Raw genomic sequence first — 23,351 nt, forward strand, 5'->3', positions numbered from 1 at the left:
GGGCGAAGACGTATCTGGGGGGCGGGGCGGGGTCTGGGGGCTGCTGAGGTCGGTTCTGCGGGAGGACTTTTCCGTTGCGGTTTCTCCAGCCGACTTCTCCAGCCGACTTCTCCAGCCGACTTCTCCAGCCTGGTTTCCAGCCCGGTTGCCGGTCGGGTTTTCCACAGCCGGTGCGTCCGGCGCCGCGGAGTTGTCCACAGGGTCTGACGCGTTTCGGCCACCGGCTGTAACGTCGGCACGAGTTGATGTTCGTGTCGATGTTCGTGGTGACGGTCGTGCGTGAGCGGGGGAGGCGGTCGAGATGACCGAGGTCGGTGCGGGTGCTGCGGGTGCTGCGGCGGAGGAGGCGGCCGCGGTGGCGTCGGAGTCGTCGTCGGAGGTGCTGTCGGCATCCGCGGCGCGTCGGCTGCCCCGGGTGCGCGGCTTCGCCGAGTGGCCAGGCGGTGGCTCGCCCAAGGAGGAGGGCAAGGCGCTGCGCAGGCGGGTGCCGCGCGGTGAGCACGCCCTTCTCGATGTCGACGCCGCGCGTCCCGACGCCGTGGCAGCTGTCGAGGAGTCCAACCTCGGCCGGCTTCCCGAGCTCACCCCGATCAGGGTCGGCCGGATGGCGGCGACGCCCTTCGCGTTTCTGCGCGGCTCGGCGGGTCTCATGGCGTACGACCTCGCCCGCACGCCCATGACCCGGATCCGCGCCCAGATCTGCGGTGACGCGCACGCGGCCAACTTCGGCCTGTACGGCGACCCGCGCGGCGGCCTGATCATCGATCTGAACGACTTCGACGAGACGCTGTACGGCCCCTGGGAGTGGGACCTCAAGCGGCTCGCCACCTCGCTGGTGCTGGCCGGCCGGGAGGCGGGCGCCGACGAGGACGCGTGCCGCAAGGCGGCGCACGACACGGTCGGTGCCTACCGGCGCACCATGCGACTGCTGGCCAAACTCTCGGTGCTGGACGCGTGGAACGCCATCGCGGACGAGGAGCTCGTCTCCCACACCGACGCCCATGATCTGCTCGGCACGCTGGAGCGGGTCGCGGAGAAGGCGCGGGCCAACACCAGCGGTCGCTTCGCGGCGAAGTCCACGGAGCCGACCGAGGACGGCGGCCGCCGGTTCGTCGACGCCCCGCCCGTGCTGCGCCGGGTCGCGGACGCGGAGGCGGCCGCGGTTGCGGCGTCGTTGGAGAGCTACGTCGCCACGCTCTCCGAGGACCGCCACCCCCTCCTCTCCCGGCACGCGGTGCACGACGTGGCCTTCCGCGTGGTCGGCACGGGCAGCGTGGGCACCCGCTCCTATGTCGTCCTGCTCCTGGACCACCGGGGCGAGTCGCTGGTCCTCCAGGTGAAGGAGGCTCGTCCGTCGGCCCTGCTCCCCCACCTGGTGACGGCCGGCTTCGAGGTGCCGGAGGCGGAGCACGAGGGGCGGCGCGTGGTCCTCGGCCAGAAGCGCATGCAGGTGGTCAGCGATGTGCTCCTGGGCTGGACGACGGTCGACGGGCTCCCCTTCCAGGTGCGGCAGTTCCGCAACCGCAAGGGCAGCGTCGACCCGGCAGCCCTGGCCGCCGACCAGATAGACGACTACGCCCGCATGACCGGCGCCCTCCTGGCCCGCGCCCACTCCCACAGCGCCGACCCCCGGCTGGTCTCCGGCTACTGCGGCAAGAACGAGGAACTGGACGAGGCGATCGCCACGTTCGCCGTCAGCTACGCCGACCGCACGGAGGCGGACCACAGCGCGCTGGTGGGGGCGGTCCGGGCGGGGCGGATCGCGGCGGAGGTGGGGGTGTGACGTCTTTCAGCCCCTCCGGCGTTTGAGGACGAGGCCCGAAGGGCCGACAGCGGGGTCTGGGGCGGCAGCCCCAGCAGGCCCGCGACAACACCGGTGCCGCCCGGGCAGCGGTACCCGGGTTCCGGCTCAGCTGACGCAGTCACAACGTGGCCTACGCTGGTCGGGTGACGACGCCCGAAGCTGAGCAGTCCCAGGCCGAGCCCGCTGGTGCGGGGACGCGCGGCGGTGCCGAGGTGCCCGTCGGTGGAGCCGATCAGGGTGGTGAGGCGCAGGTGACGGCCGAAGGCGGGGCCGAGCGGCCCGAGGAGCGGCTGGAGCGGGCCGTGCGGGCCGCCGAGCAGGCGTTGATCGAGTACGAGATCGCCGTGGAGACCTTCCGCGTCGAGGTGGAGAACTTCTCCCGGCTGCACCACCAGAAGCTCGGCCCGATGTACGCCCGCCTCGATGAGCTGGACGCCCGGATCGCCGAGGCCACGGCCGCCCGCACCGGTGACCCCGAGGACATCCGCAAGGCCGACGAGGCCCGCGCCCGGGTGCTGCCCATGCCCGGGGTCGAGGAACTGTTCCACGGCTGGATGGACAGCGAAGGGCTGTCCCCGGAGGCCGCCGCGATGCTCACCGAGCAGCCGGTACGGCCGCCGCAGCGGGTGCGCCCCAGCGACGAGGCCCGCAAGCTCTACCGTGAGCTGGCCCGCAAGGCCCACCCCGATCTCGCCCAGGAGCCGGCCGAGCGTTCCCGGCGGGAGGAGTTCATCACCCGGGTCAACGCGGCGTACTCCCGTGGCGACGAGGCGCTGCTGCGGGAGCTGGCCGAGGAGTGGGCCGCGGGACCGGTGCCCAAGGAGCAGGGCCCCACCCCCGCCGAGGAGCTCTACGCCCGCCTCGAATGGCTCGCCCAGCGCAAGGAACTGCTCACGCTGGTCGCCAAGGAGCTGGAGGAGGGCGCGATCGGCGCGATGCTCCGCCTCGCCCCGGACGACCCCGACCGCCTCCTCGAGGAGATCGCCGAGCAGCTCCTGGCGCAGGTAGCGGAACGGGAAGCAGAACTGGCAGCACTACTCGGCAACTGAGCGGCCGGGACTATTCGGCAACTGAGCTGCCGGCACCATTGGGCCAGGGGCACGGAAACGCCCCCAGGGGCGCGGGGAACTGCGCGCCCAGCCACACCGAGACCCGCACCCTCCAGACGGCAGACCCCACTCTCCCCCTAGGAGCCCCGCTCAGCCGGCGCAGCGTTCAGGTAGCGTCGGATCCATGAACTTCGGATCTGCCGTGCCCACGATCGAGGTCACCGACCTCAAGGACGACGACTTCCTCCTGGACGTCCGCGAGGACGACGAGTGGCAGGCGGGCCACGCCGAAGGCGCCCTGCACATCCCGATCAGCGAGTTCGTCGCCCGCTACGGCGAGCTGACCGAGGCCGCCCCGCAGGACGCCCGCGTCCATGTCATCTGCCGCTCCGGTGGCCGCTCGGCGCAGGTCGCGATGTACCTGGTCCAGCAGGGCATCGACGCGGTGAACGTCGACGGCGGCATGCAGGTGTGGGCGGCGGTGGGACGCCCCGTGGTGAACGACGAGGGGCAGTCCGGGTACGTGCTGTAGGGCAGGGGTGCAGTCCGGGTACGTGCTGTAGGGCAGGGGCACCCCGGGTCCGCGGGTCACGCCAGCGGATGCGCCGCCAGCAGATCCCCCAGCGCCTCCTCGTGCGCCGCCGCCGGGCCGAGCGCCAGTTCCAGGTGCTTGGCCCAGGCGTGGTACCGGTGCAGCGGATAGTCGACGTCGGCGCCGAAGCCGCCGTGCAGATGCTGGGCCGTCTGCACGACCCGCCGTACGCCCTCCGAGGCCCAGATCTTGGCCACGGCCACGTCCGCGGATGCGGGCAGCGCGCCTGGCGCTCCCGAGGCGATCCGCCACGCGGCCTGCCACAGTGCGGCCTCCATCGCGCGCAGGTCGATGTAGCGGTCGGCAGCCTGCACGGCGACCGCCTGGAACGTGGCGATCGGATACCCGAACTGCTCCCGCTTGCTCGCGTAGTCCGAGGTCATCCCCAGCACCCGCTCACCGAGCCCGAGCGCCAGCGCACACGTTCCGGTGGCCAGCAGCTCCCGCAGCCACTCCCAGGCGCCCTCGGCGTCGATGACGTCCCGCGCCGCGAGCCCCACCGAGTCCAGCCGCAGCTCCCCCAGCCGTTCCCCGCTGGTCGAGAACTGCTCGCCGAGCGAGACCCCCTCCGTATCGCGCGGCACCAGCGCGAGGACGGTCCGGTCGGTGACCGTACGGGCCGGGACGACGACGAGATCGGCGTCGTACGCCCAGGGCACGGCGGTCTGCACGCCGTCCAGCACCCACCGGGCACCGTCCTGCCGGGCGGTCACCGCGAGCTCGGCGGGGTCGTGGCCGGTGCGGCCGTGCGCGGCGACCGTCAGCACGACCTCGCCGCGCCCCGCTCGCGCGAGCAGCCCGGCCTTCAGCTCGGGGCTGCCGTATGCCTGGACGGCGGCCAGCGCGGCGCTGCTCTCCAGCAGCGGCACCCGGGCCAGCACCTTCGCCGACTCGCGCAGCAGCAGGCACAGTGCGACGGCGTCGAGGCCGGCCCCGCCGTACTCCTCCGCGAGCAGCAGGCTCAGCAGGTCCGCGTCCGCCAGCCGGCCCCACAGCGCGCGGTCGAATTCGTCGGCGACGGCACCCGGCGTGAGCGCGGGGGAGGGCACCGCGTCCGGCGCGACCCCGGCGAACACCCCGCGCGCCGCCTCGGCCGCCGCCTGCTGCTCCTCGGTGAAGGTGAAGTCCACGGTCCCTGCCCTTCCACACGCACGGCGATCTGACGGTATCGATCTGACAGTGTCGATCTGACGGAGCGTCAAGATAGAACAGGTTCTAGAAGAAGGGAATGCTCCGCGTACGGGCTCGTAGGACCCCCGTAAGGTGTGGGCAACGGCGGCCCGGAAGGGGCTGTGCCCGGCGGGTGGGCCTGAGTACCGTTCCCGTGCGAGAGCTGAGGGCAGACGGACCGGAACCGGAATCGGGGAACGAAGCGGAATGGCAGACGCGCACGACGCAGGCTCGGCCGCCCGGCACGGGCCGGACGAGGAGCCGCAGGACGCCCCGCCCGCCGTCGCGTCCCCGCCCGCTCCTCCCCGCGTCGCCGCCGCTCCCGTCCCGCCGCCCCCCGAGCCGCGCACCGGCGTGGCCGCCCTCTCCCTGCGGTACCAGATCGGCGCCGCGCTCGCCCTCGCGGTCGTGGCCATAGCCGTCTGTGTCCATATAGGCATGGTCTTCCTGCACGTCGCCCCGCCGAACACGGTCACCAAGCAGCACGGCAAGGCGATCGACGACTGGATATACCCGGAGTTCGAACAGAACTGGAAGCTGTTCGCCCCCAATCCGCTCCAGCAGAACATCGCGGTGCAGGTCCGCGCCCAGGTCGGCACGGCGGACGGCGGCACCCGCACCACCCGCTGGTACGACCTGTCGGCCCAGGACGGCCGGGCCATCGACGGCAATCTGCTGCCCAGCCACACCCAGCAGAACGAGCTGCGCCGGGCCTGGGACTTCTTCGTCGCCACGCACGACGCCCAGAACCGTCCCGTGGGCCTGCGCGGCGCGCTGTCCGAGACCTATCTGCGGCACATAGTGGAGCTGCGCCTCGAGCGGGCGAACGCGGCCGGCGACGGCGGCGTCGTCGAGCGCGTCCAGGTGCGCTCCCGCACCACCAACGTGCGGCCGCCGAAGTGGAGCGACGAGCAGGTCTCGGACAAGCCGACCGATCGGATGCTGCCCTGGTGGTCCGTGCAGGCGGACAAAGCCGATGGTGCGGGCGGGGCGGGTGCCCTGCGCGGGACCGAGGAGGGCGCCCGGTGAACCGCTACGCCCTCGCGATCTCCGCGGCCATCGCCCGGGTCACCGAGGCCGCCCTCGGCCCCTACCAGACGGCCGTCATCCGTATCGGCTTCACCGCGACCTGGTTGCTGTTCCTGCTGCGTGAGTTCCCCCACCGCCAGGAGCTGTACGGCCCCGACGGCCCCTGGGACTTCGACCTGGCCCAGCAGCTGATCGGCACGAACGGCTCCTTCACCGCCCTGATCTGGTCGAGCGGCCAGTTCTGGTTCGAGAGTGTCTACGCCCTCGCCGTGCTGACCAGCGTTCTGCTGCTGCTCGGCTGGCGCACCCGCACGATGTCCTTGCTGTTCATGGTGGGCGTGCTCTCCCTACAGAACCGCTCCATCTTCATGGGCGACGGCGGCGACAACGTCCTGCACCTGATGTGCGTCTACCTCGTGTTCACACGGTGCGGCCAGGTCTGGTCGCTGGACGAGCGCCGGGCCAGGCTCGCGCGCGAGGCACGCGCGCGTGGCGAGCGGAACCGGCCCGACCGGGTTGGCCCGTTGCTGTGGAGCGCGCTCGGCGTCGCGCTGGTCGCGGTCACCGCGACGGGCCGCCTCGACGGCGACCTGACCGTGCCGCTGATCCTCTGGGGCGTCTGGCTGGCGCAGGCCGTGCGGTGGCTCGTGGGCCGCCGCGCGTCGACCGCCGAGCCCCGCATCCTGCTCGACGTCATCGGCAACATCGTGCACAACGGCGCGCTGCTGGTGATCATGGCCGAGGCGTGTCTGATCTACGCGACCGCCGGCTGGTACAAGATCCAGGGCTCCCGCTGGCAGGACGGCACCGCCGTCCACTACCCGCTGCACCTCGACTACTTCTCGCCCTGGCCCGCCCTCGCCGAGCTGCTGTCGTCCAGCGGCCTCATGGTGATGCTCATCACCTACGGCACGGTCATCGTGCAGGTCGCCTTCCCGTTCACGCTGTTCAACCGGCGGGTCAAGAACGTCCTGCTCGCCGCGATGATCACCGAGCACGCCGTGATCGCGGTCGTCCTCGGACTGCCGTTCTTCTCCCTGGCGATGATCGCGGCGGACGCGGTCTTCCTGCCGACGACGTTCCTGCGCCGGCTCGGCGACTGGGCGGCACGCGCGCGTGGCGGCCTGTCGCGGCTGCTGCGGCGCGGTGACGACCGTACGGAACTCCCCGGACCCCGTACCCCGGAGAACCCGGAGCACGCGCACGTAGGCTTCACGGCATGACCGTGACCTCCTGGAACCGGCTCGCCGGCACCTCGGTGCTGCTCGACGGCTTCCACGCCCTCAAGCACGCCGTGCGCTTCGGAGCCGAGGTCCCCGTGGCGGTCGCTGTCGACCGGGCCGCCGCGCTCGCCCTCGCCGAGGAACTGGCGCCGGACGTACGGGACCCCCTGGACGCGCTCCTGACCGAGGTCCCGGAATCGACGTACACGTCCCTGGTGCCGCGCCCGCACCCCACGGCCGTGGCCGCCCTGGCGGTACGTCCGTCCCGCGCCGCCAACCTCGACAAGCTGGCGCACATCCCGCGCACCGCCCCCGTCGTGGTCCTCGACCACCCCCGCAACCTCGGCAACGCGGGCGCGGTGATCCGCCTGGCCGCCGGCTTCGGCGCCACCGGGGTGGTCACCACCGGCACGCTGGACCCCTGGCATCCCACGGTCGTACGCGGCGGGGCGGGCCTGCACTTCGCGACGGCCGTGGAGCGGCTGACGGTGCCCGAGCTGCCACCAGGTCCGCTGTACGCCCTGGACCCGGAGGGCGACGACATCCGGGGCATCAAGCTCCCGGACGACGCCGTCCTCGCTTTCGGTTCGGAGCGAAGCGGCCTGTCGGCCGAACTACGCGCGCGCGCCGACCATTTGGTGGCGTTGCCGATGCGCCCCCAGGTCTCCAGCTACAACTTGGCGACGAGCGTGGCGATGACGCTGTACCACTGGAGCGCCGGCACGGGAGCGCCCTTTCAGGGGCGCGGGGAACTGCGCGACTAGCCACAACGAACCGGCAGCCGCGCACTCACCACACCTCCCGAGCTCTCAGGCCTCCCGACGAACCTCCACCACCCGGAACCGGTTCGCCACGAACGCCCCGTCACACAGCGCCGAGTTCGCCGCAGGGTTGCCCCCGGACCCGTGGAAGTCGGAGAACGCGGCCGTCTGGTTCACGTACACCCCGCCCGTGAGGTTCAGCGACAACTGCGCCGCCTCCTCCAGGCAGACCTCCTGAACCGCGCCCTCGACCTCGTCGTCGGTCGTGTACGCCCCGACCGTCATCGCCCCCTTCTCCCGCACGGTCCGCCGCAGCAGCTCCACCGCGTCCGACGCCGAGTCGACGGCCACGGCGAAGGACACCGGCCCGAAGCACTCGCTCATGTACGCGGCCTCGTCGTCCGGCTTCGCCCCGTCCAGCTTCACGATCACCGGCGTACGGACCACCGCGTCCGGGAACTCCGGGTTGGCGATCTCCCGTGAGGCGAGGGCGACTTCGCCCAGCCCCGCCGCAGCCTCCAGCCGGGCCTTCACGTCCGGGTTGACGATCGCGCCGAGCAGCGCGTTCGCGCGGGCGTCGTCGCCGAGGAGGCCGTCGACGGAGCGGGCGAGGTCGGCGACGACCTCGTCGTAGGTCTTGGGGCCCTCGTCGGTGCGGATGCCGTCGCGGGGGACGAGCAGGTTCTGCGGGGTGGTGCACATCTGGCCGCTGTACAGGGACAGGGAGAAGGCCAGGTTGGACAGCATGCCCTTGTAGTCGTCGGTGGAGTCGACGAGGACCGAGTTGACGCCGGCCTTCTCGGTGTAGACCTGCGCCTGGCGGGCGTTGGACTCCAGCCAGTCGCCGAAGGACGTGGAGCCGGTGTAGTCGATGATGCGGATCTCGGGGCGGGTGGCGAGGGTCTTGGCGATGCCCTCGCCGGGGCGCTCGGCGGCCAGTGCGACCAGGTTCGGATCGAAGCCCGCCTCGGCGAGCACCTGCCGTGCGACCTGCACGGTCAGCGCGAGCGGCAGCACCGCGCGCGGGTGGGGCTTGACCAGGACCGCGTTGCCGGTGGCGAGGGACGCGAACAGGCCGGGGTAGCCGTTCCACGTCGGGAAGGTGTTGCAGCCGATGACCATCGCGATGCCGCGCGGGACCGGCGTGAACTGCTTGTTCAGCGCGAGTGGGTCGCGCTTGCCCTGCGGCTTGGTCCACTCCGCGGTCTCGGGCGTGCGGACCTGCTCGACGTACGCGTACGCCACCGCCTCCAGGCCGCGGTCCTGCGCGTGCGGGCCGCCCGCCTGGAAGGCCATCATGAAGGCCTGGCCGGAGGTGTGCATGACCGCGTGCGCGAACTCGTGGGTCCGGTCGCTGATCCGCTTGAGGATCTCCACACAGACCACCGCGCGGATCTCCGCGCCCGCGCCCCGCCACGCGCGCATGCCGGACTTCATGGCCGGAAGCAGCTCGTCGATGTTCGCGTGCGGGTACTCGACGCCCAGCTCGATGCCGTACGGGGAGACCTCGCCGCCCACGAAGCCGTCGGTGCCGGGCTGGCCGAGGTCGAGGCGGGTGCCGAGGAGGGCGTCGAACGCGGCCTTGCCCGCCGCCATGTCCAGGCTGCCGTTCTCGCCGTAGGCCTTGGGGTGCTCGGGGTGCGGGGACCAGTACGCGCGGGTGCGGATCGCCTCCAGCGCCTGGTCGAGGGTGGGCCGGTGCTTGGCGATCAGCTCGTGGGCGGTCAGTTCGGCGGCCATGCGGGACCAACTCCTCGATTCCAGAGCTCTCCGTCGAGCTCATGACCTGGGCAGAAACATGGGCAGGAACAGGCGGTCAGAGTTAGAGTAACCGAACGATCGGTCGGTTCAAGGGGGTCCGCCGCATCTGTGGAAAACCCCGTGCGGGAGGATCGCGCACATGACAGCACTCGACCTCAGCAGCCCCGTGGCCGTTGTCGGCACCGGCACCATGGGCCAGGGCATCGCCCAGGTCGCGTTGGTCGCGGGCCATCCCGTACGGCTGTACGACGCCGCTCCCGGGCGCGCCCGTGCCGCCTCCGACGCGATCGGCGCCCGGCTCGACCGGCTCGTCGAGAAGGACCGGCTCACCGGCGCCGACCGGGACGCCGCCCGCGCCCGGCTGCTGCCCGCCGAGGCCCTCGCCGACCTCGCGGACTGTGCCCTGGTCGTCGAGGCCGTCGTGGAGCGCCTGGACGTCAAACAGGAGCTGTTCCGGGAGCTGGAAGGCATCGTCGGCGAGGACTGCCTGCTCGCCACCAACACCTCGTCCCTGTCCGTCACCGCCATCGGCGGCGCCCTGCGGCTTCCCGGCCGCTTCGTGGGCCTGCACTTCTTCAACCCGGCCCCGCTGCTCCCCCTCGTCGAGGTCGTCTCCGGGTTCGCCACGGACGTCACGTACGCCACGCGCGCGTACGAGACGGCACGGGCGTGGGGCAAGACGCCGGTCGCCTGCGCCGACACCCCCGGCTTCATCGTCAACCGCATCGCCCGGCCCTTCTACGCCGAGGCCTTCGCCGTCCACGAGGCGCAGGGCGCCGACCCGGCCACCATCGACGCCGTGCTGCGCGAGTGCGGCGGCTTCAAGATGGGCGCCTTCGAGCTGACCGACCTCATCGGGCAGGACGTCAACGAGTCCGTCACGCACTCCGTGTGGCAGTCCTTCTTCCAGGACGTGCGTTTCACGCCCTCGCTCGCCCAGCGCCGCCTGGTCGAGTCCGGCCGGCTCGGCCGCAAGAGCGGGCAGGGCTGGTACGACTACGCCGAGGACGTCGAGCCGGACGAACCGCACACCGCGGAGAAGGCCTCCCCGCCCGCCTATGTCGTCGCGGAGGGCGACCTGGGCCCGGCCTCCGAGGTGCTCGCGCTGATCCGCGAGGCGGGCATCCCGGTCCGCGAGGAGGACGAGGACCACGGCAGCCGCCTGGTGCTGCCCAGCGGCGGCCAGCTCGCGCTCGCCGACGGCCAGACGTCGGTGGAGTTCCGGGACGTCGTCTACTTCGACCTCGCCCTCGACTACCGCCGGGCCACCCGCATCGCTCTGTCCGCCTCCCAGGACACCTCGCCGCACACCCTCGCCGAGGCCACCGGCCTCTTCCAGGCGCTCGGCAAGCAGGTCAGCGTCATCGGCGACGTCCCCGGCATGATCGTCGCCCGCACGGTCGCCCGGATCGTCGACCTGGCGCACGACGCCGTCGCCAAGGGCGTGGCCACCGAGGAGGACATCGACACCGCGATGCGCCTGGGAGTGAACTACCCGCTCGGCCCCTTCGAGTGGAGCCGCAGGCTCGGACGCAACTGGGCGTACGCCCTCCTGGACGACCTGCACCTGCGCGACCCCTCGGGGCGCTACGCGCCGTCCCTCGCGCTGTACCGCCACGCGTACGCCTCCGACAAGCGGGAGGGCAACACCTCATGACCACCGCCAAGCGCGACACGTACACCCCGGAGACGCTGCTCTCCGTAGCCGTGCGGGTCTTCAACGAGCGCGGCTACGACGGCACGTCCATGGAGCACCTCTCCAAGGCGGCCGGCATCTCCAAGTCGTCGATCTACCACCACGTCACGGGCAAGGAGGAGCTGCTGCGCCGCGCCGTCAGCCGGGCGCTCGACGGGCTCTTCGGAATCCTCGACGAGGAGCACGCGCGCGTGGGCCACGCCGCCGACCGCCTCGAGTACGTCGTCCGGCGCATGGTCGAGGTGCTCATAACCGACCTGCCGTACGTCACGCTGCTGCTGCGCGTCCGCGGCAACACCGACACCGAGCGGTGGGCCCTGGAACGCCGCCGCGACTTCGACCACCAGGTCGCCGGACTCCTGAAGGCCGCCGCCGCGGACGGCGAGGTGCGCGCCGACGTGGAGGTCCGCCTGGCGACCCGGCTCGTCTTCGGGATGATCAACTCCATCGTGGAGTGGTACCGCCCGGACGGCCGCGGGATGAACGAGCGCGAGGTGGCCGACACGGTGGTGCGGCTGGTGTTCGGAGGGCTGCGCAAGGAGCACTGAGGACTCCGCAGGCCGGCTGATGGATGCCTCCGGCATCGACCGAGGCGAAATCAGCTGCGGTGTGCCGGCGCCCCAAGGGGCGCGGGGCTGTATCGACATGCGGCCCGCCGCGTGGGCGCGACCAGCCACGACGGGCCTCCGGCTGACTCAGGGGCCGGGACGGATGCTCAGCCCTGCGGCTCCAGGTCCTCCTCCTCGAACACCAGCAGGGTGCGGGTGCTGAGCACCTCCGGGATCGCCTGGAGCCGGGTGAGGACCAGCTCGCGCAGCGCCCGGTTGTCGGGGGTGTGCACCAGGAGCAGCACGTCGAAGTCGCCGCCCACCAGGGCGATGTGCGAGGCGCCGGGCAGCTGGCGGAGGTGCTCGCGGACCGTGCGCCAGGTGTTCTGGACGATCTTGAGGGTGATGTACGCCGACGTCCCGTGACCCGCGCGCTCGTGGTTGACGCGGGCGCCGAAACCGCGGATGACGCCGTCCTCGACGAGACGGTTGATGCGGGCGTAGGCGTTGGCGCGGGAGACATGGACCCGTTCGGCGACCGACCGTATCGACGCGCGGCCGTCCGCCTGGAGCATCTGGAGGATGTCCTGATCGATGGCGTCGAGCGGGCGCGCCGGTGGCAGGGGGGCGCTGCCGTCCGGGCTTTCGGCCATTTGTTCAGGCACCATGTCCCCCCACCTTCCTCCCGTGGACGTACTGCGTTCATTGGAGGCTGTGGAGAACCGTTTGTCCACAGCCTGAGGGTGCCTGTAGCCAAAATGTGCCGACGACCGAACAATCGGTAGGTGAGGCGCCTCACAGTCGACGCGCCTCCCGTAGCCACTCCCACGAGGAGGTGCCGTCATGACGGTCATGGAGCAGCGAGGCGCGTACCGGCCATCGCCGCCGCCCGCCTGGCAGCCCCGTATGGACCCCGCGCCGCTGCTGCCCGACGCCGAGCCCTACCGCGTCCTCGGCACCGAGGCGGCCACGAAGGCCGACCCGGACCTGCTGCGCAGGCTGTACGCCGAGCTGGTGCGGGGCCGCCGGTACAACGCGCAGGCGACCGCGCTCACCAAGCAGGGCCGCCTCGCGGTGTACCCGTCCAGCACCGGGCAGGAGGCCTGCGAGGTCGCCGCGGCGCTGGCGCTCGAGGACCGCGACTGGCTGTTCCCCAGCTACCGCGACACCCTCGCCGCCGTGGCGCGCGGACTGGACCCCGTGCAGGCCCTGACCCTGCTGCGCGGCGACTGGCACACCGGCTACGACCCGTACGAGCACCGCGTGGCCCCCCTGTGCACGCCGCTCGCCACCCAGCTCCCGCACGCCGTCGGCCTCGCACACGCCGCCCGCCTCAAGGGCGACGACGTGGTCGCGCTCGCCATGGTCGGCGACGGCGGCACCAGCGAAGGTGACTTCCACGAGGCGCTGAACTTCGCCGCCGTATGGCAGGCGCCGGTCGTCTTCCTCGTCCAGAACAACGGCTTCGCGATCTCCGTCCCGCTCGCCAAGCAGACCGCGGCCCCGTCGCTGGCCCACAAGGCCGTCGGCTACGGCATGCCCGGCCGCCTGGTCGACGGCAACGACGCGGCCGCCGTGCACGAGGTGCTGAGCGACGCCGTACGGCATGCCCGCGCGGGCGGCGGCCCGACGCTGATCGAGGCGGTCACCTACCGCATCGACGCCCACACCAACGCCGACGACGCGACCCGCTACCGCGGGGACTCCGAGGTCGAGACCTGGCGCGGGCACGACCCGATCGCCCTCCTGGAGCACGAGCTGACCGAGCGCGGCCTGATCGACGAGACCGGCATCCAGGCCGCCCGCGATGCCGCCGAGACCATGGCCGCCGACCTGCGCGAACGCATGAACCAGGACCCGGCGCTCGACCCGATGGACCTGTTCACCCACGTGTACGCCGAGCCCACCCCGCAACTGCGCGAACAACAGGCCCAGTTGAAGGCCGAGCTCGAGGCCGAGTCGGAAGGGTCGCACCGATGACCACCGTCGCCGTCAAGCCGGCCACCATGGCGCAGGCCCTCACGCGCGCGATGCGCGACGCCATGGCAGCCGACCCGTCCGTGCATGTCATGGGCGAGGACGTCGGCGCCCTCGGCGGCGTCTTCCGCGTCACCGACGGACTCGCCAAGGAGTTCGGCGAGGACCGCTGCACGGACACGCCGCTCGCCGAGGCGGGGATTCTGGGCACGGCGGTGGGCATGGCCATGTACGGCCTGCGCCCGGTCGTGGAGATGCAGTTCGACGCGTTCGCCTACCCGGCGTTCGAGCAGCTGATCTCGCACGTCTCCCGCACCCGCAACCGCACGCGCGGCAAGATGCCGCTCCCGATCACGATCCGCGTCCCCTACGGCGGCGGCATCGGCGGCGTCGAGCACCACAGCGACTCCTCCGAGGCGTACTACATGGCGACTCCGGGGCTCCATGTCGTCACGCCCGCGACCGTCGCCGACGCCTACGGGCTGCTGCGCGCCGCCATCGCCTCCGACGACCCGGTGGTCTTCCTGGAGCCCAAGCGGCTGTACTGGTCGAAGGACACCTGGAACCCGGAGGACCCGCCGAGCGTTGAACCGATTGGCCGCGCGGTGGTGCGGCGCTCGGGGAGGAGCGCCACGCTCATCACGTACGGACCGTCCGTGCCCGTCTGCCTCGAAGCCGCCGAGGCGGCCCGGGACGAGGGGTGGGACCTGGAAGTCGTCGACCTGCGCTCGCTGGTGCCGTTCGACGACGAGACGGTCAGCGCCTCGGTACGGCGGACCGGACGGGCGGTCGTCGTACACGAGTCGGGCGGGTTCGGCGGACCGGGAGGGGAGATCGCGGCCCGGGTCACGGAGCGCTGCTTCCACCACCTGGAAGCGCCGGTGCTGCGTGTGGCCGGGTTCGACATCCCCTATCCGCCGCCGATGCTGGAGCGTCACCACCTGCCCGGCGTGGACCGGATCCTGGACGCCGTGGGGCGTCTGCAATGGGAGGCGGAGAGCTGATGGCCCAGGTGCTCGAGTTCAAGCTCCCCGATCTCGGGGAGGGACTCACCGAGGCGGAGATCGTCCGTTGGCTGGTCGAGGTCGGTGACGTCGTCGCCGTCGACCAGCCGGTCGTCGAGGTCGAGACGGCCAAGGCGATGGTGGACATCCCCTGCCCCTACGCCGGTGTGGTCACGGCTCGGTTCGGCGAGGAGGGCACGGAGCTTCCCGTGGGCGCGCCGCTGCTGACGGTGGCCGTCGGCGCCCCCGCCTCCGGCTCCGAGTCCGAGGGCTCCGAGTCCGAGGGCTCCGGGAACGTGCTGGTGGGGTACGGCACCTCCGAGGCACCGGCCCGGCGCCGCAGGGTGCGGCCGGCCGCCCCGACGCCGTCGGCCGCCCAGTCGGCGAACGGCGCCGCCACGCGTGAGGCCGCACCGCCCGCCGAGAGCGTGGCGCGACCCGTCGGCACGGCGGCCGGGCACAGCGCCGCGGGCCACGGCCCCGCAGGGCATGGCCCCGCAGGTCACGGCCGTGACGCCGCACCGGCCGACGAGGAGACCCGGGGCGAGGGACCCGTGCCCGTGATCTCCCCGCTCGTGCGCCGCCTCGCCCGCGAGCACGGCCTGGATCTGCGGGAGCTGCACGGCTCCGGGCCCGACGGGCTCATCCTGCGGGCCGACGTCGAGTACGCGCTGCGCGCCGCCGAGGTGCACGGCCGCACCGCGCAGCCGGCCGCCGAACCGCACCCGCGCGTGACACCGGCGCCCACCGCAGCCGTGCCGCCCGCGCAGCCCCCCGTCCGCTCCTCCGCCGCCCCGGCCGGCATCCGGGTCCCCCTCAAGGGCATCCGAGGCGCCGTCGCCGACAAGCTCTCCCGCAGCCGTCGGGAGATCCCGGACGCCAGCTGCTGGGTGGACGCCGACGCGACGGAGCTCATGCGGGCGCGCGCCGCGATGAACGCCGCCGGCGGGCCGAAGATCTCCCTGATCGCCCTGCTGGCCCGGATCTGCACCGCCGCCCTGGCCCGGTTCCCCGAGCTCAACTCCACGGTCGACATGGAGGCCAGGGAAGTCGTCCAACTCGACCAGGTGCACCTCGGATTCGCCGCGCAGACCGACCGCGGACTCGTCGTCCCGGTCGTACGGGACGCGCACGCGCGGGACGCGGAGTCGCTGACCGCGGAGTTCGCCCGGCTGACCGAGGCGGCCCGCACGGGCACCCTCACGCCCGCGGAACTCACCGGCGGCACCTTCACGTTGAACAACTACGGCGTGTTCGGCGTCGACGGCTCCACACCGATCATCAACCACCCCGAGGCCGCGATGCTCGGCGTCGGCCGCATCATCCCCAAGCCATGGGTGCACGAGGGCGAGCTCGCGGTCCGGCAGGTCGTCGAGCTCTCGCTCACCTTCGACCACCGGGTCTGCGACGGCGGCACGGCGGGCGGCTTCCTGCGCTATGTGGCGGACTGCGTCGAACACCCGGCGGTGCTGCTGCGCACGCTGTGACGGATCCCCCGGGGCCTGCCGCTTCCCCTGCGTTCCCTGTGATCGTGGAGGCACGCATACTCGGGGGGTGACCGCGTACGAACCGACGGGCGCACAAGACGCCGCCACTGCCGGACATGACGTCGCCTACGACGCCGTCGTCCTCGCCGGGGGCGGCGCGCGGCGGCTCGGCGGTGTGGACAAGCCCGGCGTGCGCGTGGGCGGGCGCCCGCTGCTGGACCGGGTGCTCGCCGCCTGCGCCGACGCGCGGACCACCGTCGTCGTCGCCGAGCCCCGGCCGACCGTGCGGCCGGTGACCTGGGCCCGTGAGGACCCGCCCGGCGGCGGCCCGCTCGCCGCCCTGGACGCCGGGCTGCGGCACACCACCGCGGAGCAGGTCGTCGTCCTCTCGGCCGACCTGCCCTTCCTCGACGAGCGCACGGTACGGCGGCTGCTGACCGCGCTGCTCACCGGCGAGGCCGACGGCGCGCTGCTCACCGACGCCGACGGCCGCGACCAGCCCCTCGTCGCCGCGTACCGCGCGCCCGTGCTGCGCCGCGAACTGGCCGCGCTCACCCGGGGGAACGACGGCCTCACCGGCCTCCCCCTGCGCCGGCTGACCGGCGCACTCGGTCTCACCCGCGTCCCCGACCCCGTCGCGTCCTTCGACTGCGACACCTGGGACGACATCGCCACCGCCAGGGCACGCATCAGGGAGCATGGGCACGTGTTGGATGAATGGATTTCCGCAGTCAAGGACGAACTCGGCCTCGACCTCGACGTCGACACCAAGCTGCTGCTGGACCTCGCCCGCGACGCCGCCCACGGCGTGGCCAGGCCCGCGGCCCCGCTGACCACCTTCCTCGTCGGGTACGCGGCAGCGCAGGCCAAGGGCGGCCAGGGCGGCCCCGAGGCCGTCGCCGAGGCCTCCCGCAAGGCCGCCGCGCTCGCCCTGCGCTGGGCGGAGGAGGCCGCCGCCCAGTCCGACGCGGCCCCCGACGCCACCCCCGGCACCCGCCCGGACGCCGGATGACCCCCCGCGGCACCCGGGCGGACGAGGACGCCGAGGACCTCGACGTCGAGGAGGTGCTCGCCCTCGTGAACGAAGACAACGGCCACCACACCCCTGGCGACCACGTGCCCGCACCCACCCCGCCCGCGACGGGCCCCGACCAGCCGGACCGGCACACGTCGAACCGGCACACGTCGAACCGGCGCGCGTCGGACCGCCACCAGCCCGACCAGCCCACGTCGGACCGCCACCACAAGGCCACCCCCTGGCCCGAGGCCCGCGAGATCGCCGCCCGCGCCGCTCTGGCCGCCGCCCGGGCCGCCGGCCGTGCTCCCGTCTCCGTCCCGCTCGACGCCGCCCTCGGCCTCGCCCTGGCCGCCCCCCTCACCGCACTCACCGACCTGCCCTCCTTCGACACCTCGGCCATGGACGGCTGGGCCATCGCGGGCCCCGGCCCCTGGGCCGTACGGGAAGAGGGCGTTCTGGCCGGGCACGGCGAGCCCGAGCCGCTCACCGACGGCGAGGCCGTCCGGATCGCGACCGGCGCCCGTATCCCGCCGGACACCACCGCCGTTCTGCGCAGTGAGCACGGCCGCACCGACTCCAAGGGCCAACTGCACGCCACCCGGGAGGTCCAGCCCGGTCAGGACATCCGCCCGCGCGGCCAGGAGTGCCGTAACGGCGATCACCTGCTCGCCGTCGGCACCCTCGTGACCCCGGCCGTGCTCGGCCTGGCAGCCGCCGCCGGATACGACACCCTCAGCGCCGTGCCCCGCCCCCGCGTCGAAGTCCTCGTCCTCGGCGACGAGTTGCTCACCAAGGGGCTGCCGCACGACGGGCTGATCCGTGATGCCCTCGGCCCGATGCTGCCGCCCTGGCTGCGGGCACTCGGCGCCGAGGTCACCGCCGTACGCCGACTCGGCGACGACGCCAAGGCCCTGCACAAGGCCCTCACGACCTCCCGCGCCGACCTCATCGTCACCACCGGCGGCACCGCGGCCGGACCCGTCGACCATGTCCACCCCACCCTGCGCCGCATCGGCGCCGAACTCCTGGTGGACAGCGTCAAGGTGCGCCCCGGCCACCCCATGCTGCTGGCCCGCATCAAGGAGCACCAGCACCTCGTCGGCCTGCCCGGCAATCCCCTCGCCGCCGTCTCCGGCCTGCTCACGCTCGCCGAACCCCTGCTGCGCACGCTGGCCGCGCGCCCCGCACCGGAGCCCTACACGCTGCCCCTGAGGGACGCGGCACACGGGCATCCGTACGACACCCGGCTCATCCCCGTCGTCCTGCGCGGTGACCATGCCGTGCCGCTGCACTACCACGGTCCGGCCATGCTGCGAGGCATGGCGGCGGCCGATGCCGTCGCCGTCGTCCCGCCGGGCGGCATTCGTGCCGGCCAGGAGGCCGAACTGCTCGACCTGCCCTGGGCGCTCGCCGGCATCGAGGTGTGTTTCACGTGAAACTTCCGGGCCAGGACGCGATTGCCCGCGGGGCGGACGAGAGAGTCGCGACCTATCGGGTCAAACTCCCGAAGAAGATCGTGGAGCATCCGTTCCGGCAGGTCGCCAAGCGGGTCCTGCTGGCCCTGTCGCTGCTCGTGGCGGCCGCGCTGATCGTCTACGCCGACCACGACGGCTACAACGACAACTCCGACGGTTCCGTCGACCTGCTCGACGCCTTCTACTACGCGACCGTCAGCCTCTCCACCACCGGATACGGCGACATCACCCCGGTCAGTGACGCCGCCCGGCTCACCAACATCTTCGTCATCACGCCCATGCGGGTGCTGTTCCTGATCATCCTGGTCGGCACCACGCTCGAGGTCCTCACCGAACGGACCCGGGAGGAATGGCGTCTGAACCGCTGGAGGTCCACCTTGCGCGACCACACGATCGTCGTCGGTTTCGGCACGAAGGGGCGATCGGCGATCCAGACCGTCTGCGCGACCGGACTGAGGAAGGACCAGGTCGTCGTGGTCGACCCCAGTTCCAAGGTGATCGACGCGGCCGTCGCCGACGGATACGCCGGGGTCACGGGGGACGCGACGCGCAGCGAGGTGCTGATGCGGGCCGAGGTGCACAAGGCGCGGAAGATCATCATCGCCACGCAGCGGGATGACACCGCCGTCCTGGTGACCCTGACGGCCCGGCAGCTCAACCGTGGCGCGAAGATCGTGGCCGCGGTCCGCGAGGAGGAGAACGCCCCGCTGCTCAAGCAGTCCGGTGCCGACGCGGTCATCACCAGCGCCAGCGCCGCCGGCCGGCTGCTCGGCCTCTCCGTGCTCAGCCCCGCCGCCGGCATGGTCCTGGAGGACCTGATCCAGCAGGGCAGCGGGCTCGACATCGTCGAACGGCCGGTCATAAAGGCCGAGGTGGGCAAGAGCCCGCGGCAGACGGACGACCTCGTGGTGAGTGTCGTACGCGGACACCGGGTGCTCGGATACGACGATCCGGCCGTCGGGACACTGGAGTTGACGGACCGGCTCATCACGATCGTGCGGGCGACGCCGGGCAGTCAGGTCACACCTGATGAGCGGCGTCTGCCCCCGGGGCTGAAGCCCATGACTCCCCCGGGGGCCTGAGGCGCCCTCGGCGCCCGGCGCGGCTACTTGCGGTTGTACAGCCGCATCGTGATCGGCCCGAAGACCGCCACGAACAATCCCGCCCAGCCCAGCGACCAGGCGACCTCGTCCGCCGGCCAGTCGCCGCCCATCAACCCGCGGACGGCCGACGACAGATGGGTGATCGGGCTGTTGTTGACGAAGGCCTGGAGCCAGCCCGGCATGGTCTTCGGGTCGACGAAGACATTGGACAGGAAGGTGAGCGGGAAGATCACCATCATGCTGACGCCCATGACGGACTTCTCGGAGCGCAGCATCAGCCCGAACATCGTCCAGATCCACGAGAACGCGAACGAAAAGGCGACCAGCAGCGCGATCCCGGCCAGCACCCCGCCGACGCCACCGTCCGGGCGGTAGCCCAGGATGATGCCGACGGTGAGCATCACCACGGACGCGATCGTGTAGCGCAGGGCGTCGCCCAGCAGATAGCCGACCATCGTCGACGGCCGCCAGATCGGCAGGGACCGGAACCGGTCGAAGACGCCCTTCTCGATGTCGGTGTTCACCGAGACGCCGGTGTACATCGTGATCATCACGACCGACATCACCAGGATGCCCGGCAGCAGGAACTGGATGTACTCCTCCGGGGACCCGGCCAGGGCGCCCCCGAAGAGGTACGTGTACATCAGCACCATCATGATCGGGAACGCGGTGACGTCGAAGAGCTGCTCCGGCACATGCTTGATCTTCAGGATCGCCCGCCAGCCGAAGGTCATCGAGGCCGACCAGGCGCTGGGCCGCGGCGGCCGTTCCCCGGAGACCAGCAGCGCGGCGAGTGACTCGGCGCTGACGGGGGCGAGTTCCTTGCTCTCGGTCTGCGTCGCGGTGCTCATGCCGCCACCTCGTCCTTGTCGTCCTTGTCGTCCTTGTCGTCCTTGGCGTTCTCGGCGTTCTCGGCGTCGTGCGTGTCGTGGCCGGTGAGGGCGAGGAACACCTCGTCCAGGCTGGGCTGGCCCAGCGAGAAGTTGTCGACGGTGATGCCGGTGCGGGCCAGCTCGGCGAGCGCGCGGGCGGCCTGTTCCGCCGCGCCCTGGCCGTTGCTCGCCCCGGAGCCGACGCGGGCGGTGAGCGCGACGGGGTCGGGCTCCAACGCCACGTCCGCGTCCAGGGCCAGCCGCAGCACACGCTCGGCATCCGGCCGCTGCGCCGCGTCCCGCAGCCGCAGATGGACGGAACCGGCGCCGACGGACGCCTTGAGTTCGCCCTTGGTCCCCTCGGCGATCACCTTGCCGCGGTCGATGACGGCGATCCGGGACGCCAGCTGGTCGGCCTCGTCCAGGTACTGCGTGGTCAGCAGCACGGTGGTGCCCTGGGCGACGACCGCGCGCACGATGTCCCACACCTGGTTGCGGCTGCGCGGGTCGAGACCGGTCGTCGGCTCGTCGAGGAACAGCAGGTCGGGGGTGTTCAGGATGGACGCGGCGATGTCGATACGGCGCCGCATGCCACCGGAGTAGTTCTTGACCTGCTTCCCGGCCGCGTCCGACAGCCCGAAGGCCTCCAGGAGCTGCCCGGCCCGCTCGCGGGCTGCGTGCTTGCCGTGTCCGAGGAGGCGGCCCAGCAGGACCAGGTTCTCGGTGCCGGTCAGGTCCTCGTCGACGGAGGCGTACTGGCCGGTCAGGCTTACCCGGCCGCGCACCTCGTCGGCCTCGCGGACGACGTCGTGGCCGAAGACATGGGCCTCACCGCCGTCGGGCCGTAGGAGGGTGGCGAGCATCTTCACCGTGGTCGTCTTGCCGGCGCCGTTCGGGCCGAGGACGCCGTAGACCGTGCCGGCCGGAACCGCGAGGTCCACGCCGTCGACGGCCCGCGTCTCACCGAACGTCTTCACCAGGCCCGCGGTCTCGATCGCGAGACCGGACGTCGTCTGCGTGCTCATGCTTCGGGGTCCTTCCGAGTGGCCGTCCGCGTTCTTGGGCTACGCATGGGGAGACTTTTACGGTCGCGCAGACTCATCGGTGCCGCACAGGGATTCTGGAACGGACCCGACGAAGGACCGAGGGACATGGGACCGCGGACCGAGGCGGCGGGCGCGCATGCGGTACAGGCGTCCGGACGAACGGCTCCGATGGGAGTACGCCCACCGGGGTGTGCGGGCCGGGGAGTAGCGTCCGTCCCATGCATGCGATCACGATTCCCGAACCTGGTGGGCCCGAGGCGCTGGTGTGGGACGAGGTCCCCGATCCCGTGCCCGGTGAGGGCGAGGTACTGGTCGAGGTGGCGGCCGGGGCCGTCAACCGCGCCGACCTCCTGCAACGGCAGGGCTTCTACAACCCGCCGCCCGGCGCCTCCGCCTACCCGGGCCTGGAGTGCTCCGGCCGGATCGCCGAGCTCGGTCCCGGAGTCTCCGGGTGGGCCGTCGGCGACGAGGTGTGCGCGCTGCTCTCCGGCGGCGGTTACGCCGAGAAGGTCGTCGTACCGGCCGGCCAACTGCTGCCCGTGCCCAAGGGCGTGAGCCTCACTCAGGCCGCCGCCCTGCCCGAGGTGGTGTGCACGGTCTGGTCGAACGTCTTCATGGTGGCCCATCTGCGCCCCGGCGAGACCCTGCTCGTGCACGGCGGTTCCAGCGGCATCGGCACCATGGCCATCCAGCTCGCCAAAGCTGTCGGCGCCAAGGTCGCCGTCACGGCGGGCAGCAAGGAGAAGCTCGACCGGTGCGCCGAACTGGGCGCCGACATCCTCGTCAACTACCGGGAACAGGACTTCGTCGCCGAGGTCAAGAAGGCCACCGACGGGGCCGGCGCCGACGTCATCCTCGACAACATGGGCGCCAAGTACCTGGACCGCAACGTCCAGGCCCTCGCCGTCAGCGGCCGCCTCGCCATCATCGGCATGCAGGGCGGCGTCAAGGGCGAGCTCAACATCGGCGCGCTCCTGGCCAAGCGCGGCGCCATCAGCGCGACCTCGCTGCGCGCCCGCCCCCTCGGCGAGAAGGCGGCGATCGTCGCGGCCGTACGCGAGCACGTCTGGCCCCTGCTGGACGCCGGCCATGTACGCCCGGTCGTCGACCGCGAGGTACCGATGAACGACGCGGCCGAGGCACACCGGGTGCTGGAGGAGAGCGGTCACGTCGGCAAGGTGCTCCTCGTGGTGCCATAGCCCCGATCGCCCGACCCGCCGACCCGCCGACCCGCCGACCCGCCGTGCAGTCCTAGGGGTGTTTTGAAAGTCCCGCACAGCACCCGCGGCGCCCGGCACGCGCCCTCGCCGCACCGGCCAAAGGCCCAAGTAGCTTCCATCGAGGGCCTTCGTCCGCCACGCCGAAGGCACGCCCCGGCTGCGACACCAGCCGCTGCCGCGGCGGGCGCGGGTACCGCACGGGACTTTCAGAACACCCTCTGGCCGCGTCGCAGCCGGAGACCGACGAAGGCGAGGCCCAGACCGAGCCCGATGAGGACCAGGCCGGTCCCGAGCGGCAGGACCTGGAGCACGGGCTCGGCGGGGTCCTCGGCATGCGCGACGGGCTGCCGTACGGGCGGGTCGGCCGGGGCGAGGGGGGCCGTGGAGGCCTCGTCGGCACCGTCCGGACTCTCGGGCGGCGGCCTTCCCACGTCGCCGTCTCCCTCCTCGTTCCCCTCGCGGTCGGCTTCCCGCCCGTACGGCTCGTGGTGCGCCGCCGCTTCCTCGTCCTCCAGC

At 72.3% G+C, this 23,351-nt stretch carries 21 protein-coding genes; 15 read left to right on the top strand and 6 right to left on the bottom strand.

Features of this window, described 5'->3' with window-relative positions; all coding sequences use genetic code 11:
• Positions 1-301: 301 nt before the first annotated feature.
• The 3 genes from KUM44_RS04535 to KUM44_RS04545 all read left to right on the top strand — a co-directional run bounded on the left by KUM44_RS04535 (position 302) and on the right by KUM44_RS04545 (position 3,385).
• The gene (locus KUM44_RS04535) at positions 302-1,783 is read left to right on the top strand and encodes a DUF2252 domain-containing protein (protein ID WP_217206417.1); all 1,482 of its coding nucleotides are present in this window, start codon (positions 302-304) and stop codon (positions 1,781-1,783) included.
• 164 nt (positions 1,784-1,947) lie between these two features.
• Entirely contained in the window at positions 1,948-2,853 is a 906-nt protein-coding gene (locus tag KUM44_RS04540; RefSeq protein ID WP_217206418.1) for a J domain-containing protein, read from the top strand.
• A 202-nt stretch (positions 2,854-3,055) separates the two neighbouring features.
• A complete protein-coding gene (locus KUM44_RS04545) occupies positions 3,056-3,385 on the top strand; it encodes a rhodanese-like domain-containing protein (RefSeq protein WP_217206494.1) in 330 nt (109 codons plus the stop codon).
• 56 nt (positions 3,386-3,441) lie between these two features.
• On the opposite strand, the gene KUM44_RS04550 is transcribed toward KUM44_RS04545, so the two are convergent.
• Entirely contained in the window at positions 3,442-4,575 is a 1,134-nt protein-coding gene (locus KUM44_RS04550; protein ID WP_217206419.1) for an acyl-CoA dehydrogenase family protein, read from the bottom strand.
• A gap of 247 nt (positions 4,576-4,822) precedes the next feature.
• Here KUM44_RS04550 and KUM44_RS04555 point away from each other — a divergent pair, with 247 nt between their 5' ends.
• Genes KUM44_RS04555 through KUM44_RS04565 form a run of 3 tightly spaced genes read left to right on the top strand, consistent with a single transcriptional unit; the run spans position 4,823 to position 7,631 of the window.
• Positions 4,823-5,644, top strand: coding sequence for a DUF5819 family protein (locus KUM44_RS04555; protein WP_217206421.1), 822 nt, complete (start codon positions 4,823-4,825; stop codon positions 5,642-5,644).
• Positions 5,641-6,867: an HTTM domain-containing protein gene (locus tag KUM44_RS04560; protein WP_217206422.1), complete on the top strand. Its 1,227-nt coding sequence runs from the start codon at positions 5,641-5,643 to the stop codon at positions 6,865-6,867. Before KUM44_RS04555 ends, KUM44_RS04560 begins: the two co-directional genes overlap by 4 nt.
• Complete coding sequence (locus tag KUM44_RS04565; protein WP_217206423.1) at positions 6,864-7,631, top strand: RNA methyltransferase; 768 nt, start codon at positions 6,864-6,866, stop codon at positions 7,629-7,631. The genes KUM44_RS04560 and KUM44_RS04565 overlap by 4 nt, the downstream gene beginning before the upstream one ends.
• Positions 7,632-7,676: 45 nt before the next feature.
• Here the strand turns inward: KUM44_RS04565 and paaN are convergent, their stop codons facing one another.
• Positions 7,677-9,368 (bottom strand): phenylacetic acid degradation protein PaaN, encoded by a 1,692-nt coding sequence (gene paaN / locus KUM44_RS04570; protein ID WP_217206424.1) that lies wholly within the window; start codon positions 9,366-9,368, stop codon positions 7,677-7,679.
• A 160-nt stretch (positions 9,369-9,528) separates the two neighbouring features.
• Between paaN and KUM44_RS04575 the strand changes: the two genes are divergently transcribed.
• Together KUM44_RS04575 and KUM44_RS04580 are read left to right on the top strand one after the other, a co-directional pair.
• The gene (locus tag KUM44_RS04575; RefSeq protein ID WP_217206425.1) at positions 9,529-11,046 is read left to right on the top strand and encodes a 3-hydroxyacyl-CoA dehydrogenase; all 1,518 of its coding nucleotides are present in this window, start codon (positions 9,529-9,531) and stop codon (positions 11,044-11,046) included.
• Positions 11,043-11,633 carry a TetR/AcrR family transcriptional regulator gene (locus KUM44_RS04580; protein WP_217206426.1) on the top strand — a complete coding sequence of 197 codons (591 nt, stop codon included), beginning with the start codon at positions 11,043-11,045 and terminating at the stop codon, positions 11,631-11,633. The genes KUM44_RS04575 and KUM44_RS04580 overlap by 4 nt, the downstream gene beginning before the upstream one ends.
• A 167-nt stretch (positions 11,634-11,800) precedes the next feature.
• Here the strand turns inward: KUM44_RS04580 and KUM44_RS04585 are convergent, their stop codons facing one another.
• On the bottom strand, positions 11,801-12,286 hold the full coding sequence (locus KUM44_RS04585; protein WP_217206496.1) for an Lrp/AsnC family transcriptional regulator: 486 nt from the start codon (positions 12,284-12,286) through the stop codon (positions 11,801-11,803).
• Positions 12,287-12,476: 190 nt separating this feature from the next.
• On the opposite strand from KUM44_RS04585, the gene pdhA reads away from it, so the two are divergent.
• The 6 genes from pdhA to KUM44_RS04615 all read left to right on the top strand — a co-directional run bounded on the left by pdhA (position 12,477) and on the right by KUM44_RS04615 (position 19,676).
• A complete protein-coding gene (pdhA, locus tag KUM44_RS04590) occupies positions 12,477-13,613 on the top strand; it encodes a pyruvate dehydrogenase (acetyl-transferring) E1 component subunit alpha (RefSeq protein ID WP_217206427.1) in 1,137 nt (378 codons plus the stop codon).
• Entirely contained in the window at positions 13,610-14,614 is a 1,005-nt protein-coding gene (locus tag KUM44_RS04595; RefSeq protein ID WP_217206429.1) for an alpha-ketoacid dehydrogenase subunit beta, read from the top strand. The genes pdhA and KUM44_RS04595 overlap by 4 nt, the downstream gene beginning before the upstream one ends.
• The gene (locus KUM44_RS04600) at positions 14,614-16,101 is read left to right on the top strand and encodes a dihydrolipoamide acetyltransferase family protein (protein WP_217206430.1); all 1,488 of its coding nucleotides are present in this window, start codon (positions 14,614-14,616) and stop codon (positions 16,099-16,101) included. Before KUM44_RS04595 ends, KUM44_RS04600 begins: the two co-directional genes overlap by 1 nt.
• A gap of 67 nt (positions 16,102-16,168) precedes the next feature.
• Positions 16,169-17,113: an NTP transferase domain-containing protein gene (locus KUM44_RS04605; protein WP_308402488.1), complete on the top strand. Its 945-nt coding sequence runs from the start codon at positions 16,169-16,171 to the stop codon at positions 17,111-17,113.
• Positions 17,110-18,555 (top strand): molybdopterin molybdotransferase MoeA, encoded by a 1,446-nt coding sequence (locus KUM44_RS04610; protein WP_217206432.1) that lies wholly within the window; start codon positions 17,110-17,112, stop codon positions 18,553-18,555. Before KUM44_RS04605 ends, KUM44_RS04610 begins: the two co-directional genes overlap by 4 nt.
• The gene (locus tag KUM44_RS04615) at positions 18,552-19,676 is read left to right on the top strand and encodes a TrkA family potassium uptake protein (protein WP_217206433.1); all 1,125 of its coding nucleotides are present in this window, start codon (positions 18,552-18,554) and stop codon (positions 19,674-19,676) included. Before KUM44_RS04610 ends, KUM44_RS04615 begins: the two co-directional genes overlap by 4 nt.
• Before the next feature lie 23 nt (positions 19,677-19,699).
• On the opposite strand, the gene KUM44_RS04620 is transcribed toward KUM44_RS04615, so the two are convergent.
• On the bottom strand, positions 19,700-20,548 hold the full coding sequence (locus KUM44_RS04620) for an ABC transporter permease (RefSeq protein WP_217206434.1): 849 nt from the start codon (positions 20,546-20,548) through the stop codon (positions 19,700-19,702).
• A complete protein-coding gene (locus KUM44_RS04625) occupies positions 20,545-21,594 on the bottom strand; it encodes an ATP-binding cassette domain-containing protein (protein WP_217206435.1) in 1,050 nt (349 codons plus the stop codon). The genes KUM44_RS04620 and KUM44_RS04625 overlap by 4 nt, the downstream gene beginning before the upstream one ends.
• A gap of 239 nt (positions 21,595-21,833) precedes the next feature.
• Here KUM44_RS04625 and KUM44_RS04630 point away from each other — a divergent pair, with 239 nt between their 5' ends.
• Positions 21,834-22,814, top strand: coding sequence for an NAD(P)H-quinone oxidoreductase (locus tag KUM44_RS04630; protein ID WP_217206437.1), 981 nt, complete (start codon positions 21,834-21,836; stop codon positions 22,812-22,814).
• A gap of 227 nt (positions 22,815-23,041) precedes the next feature.
• Here the strand turns inward: KUM44_RS04630 and KUM44_RS04635 are convergent, their stop codons facing one another.
• A complete protein-coding gene (locus KUM44_RS04635; protein ID WP_217206438.1) occupies positions 23,042-23,266 on the bottom strand; it encodes a hypothetical protein in 225 nt (74 codons plus the stop codon).
• Positions 23,267-23,351 lie beyond the last annotated feature (85 nt).

The organism is Streptomyces sp. AC550_RSS872 (genome assembly GCF_019049285.1).
In the GTDB taxonomy this organism is placed as follows: Bacteria; Actinomycetota; Actinomycetes; order Streptomycetales; family Streptomycetaceae; genus Streptomyces.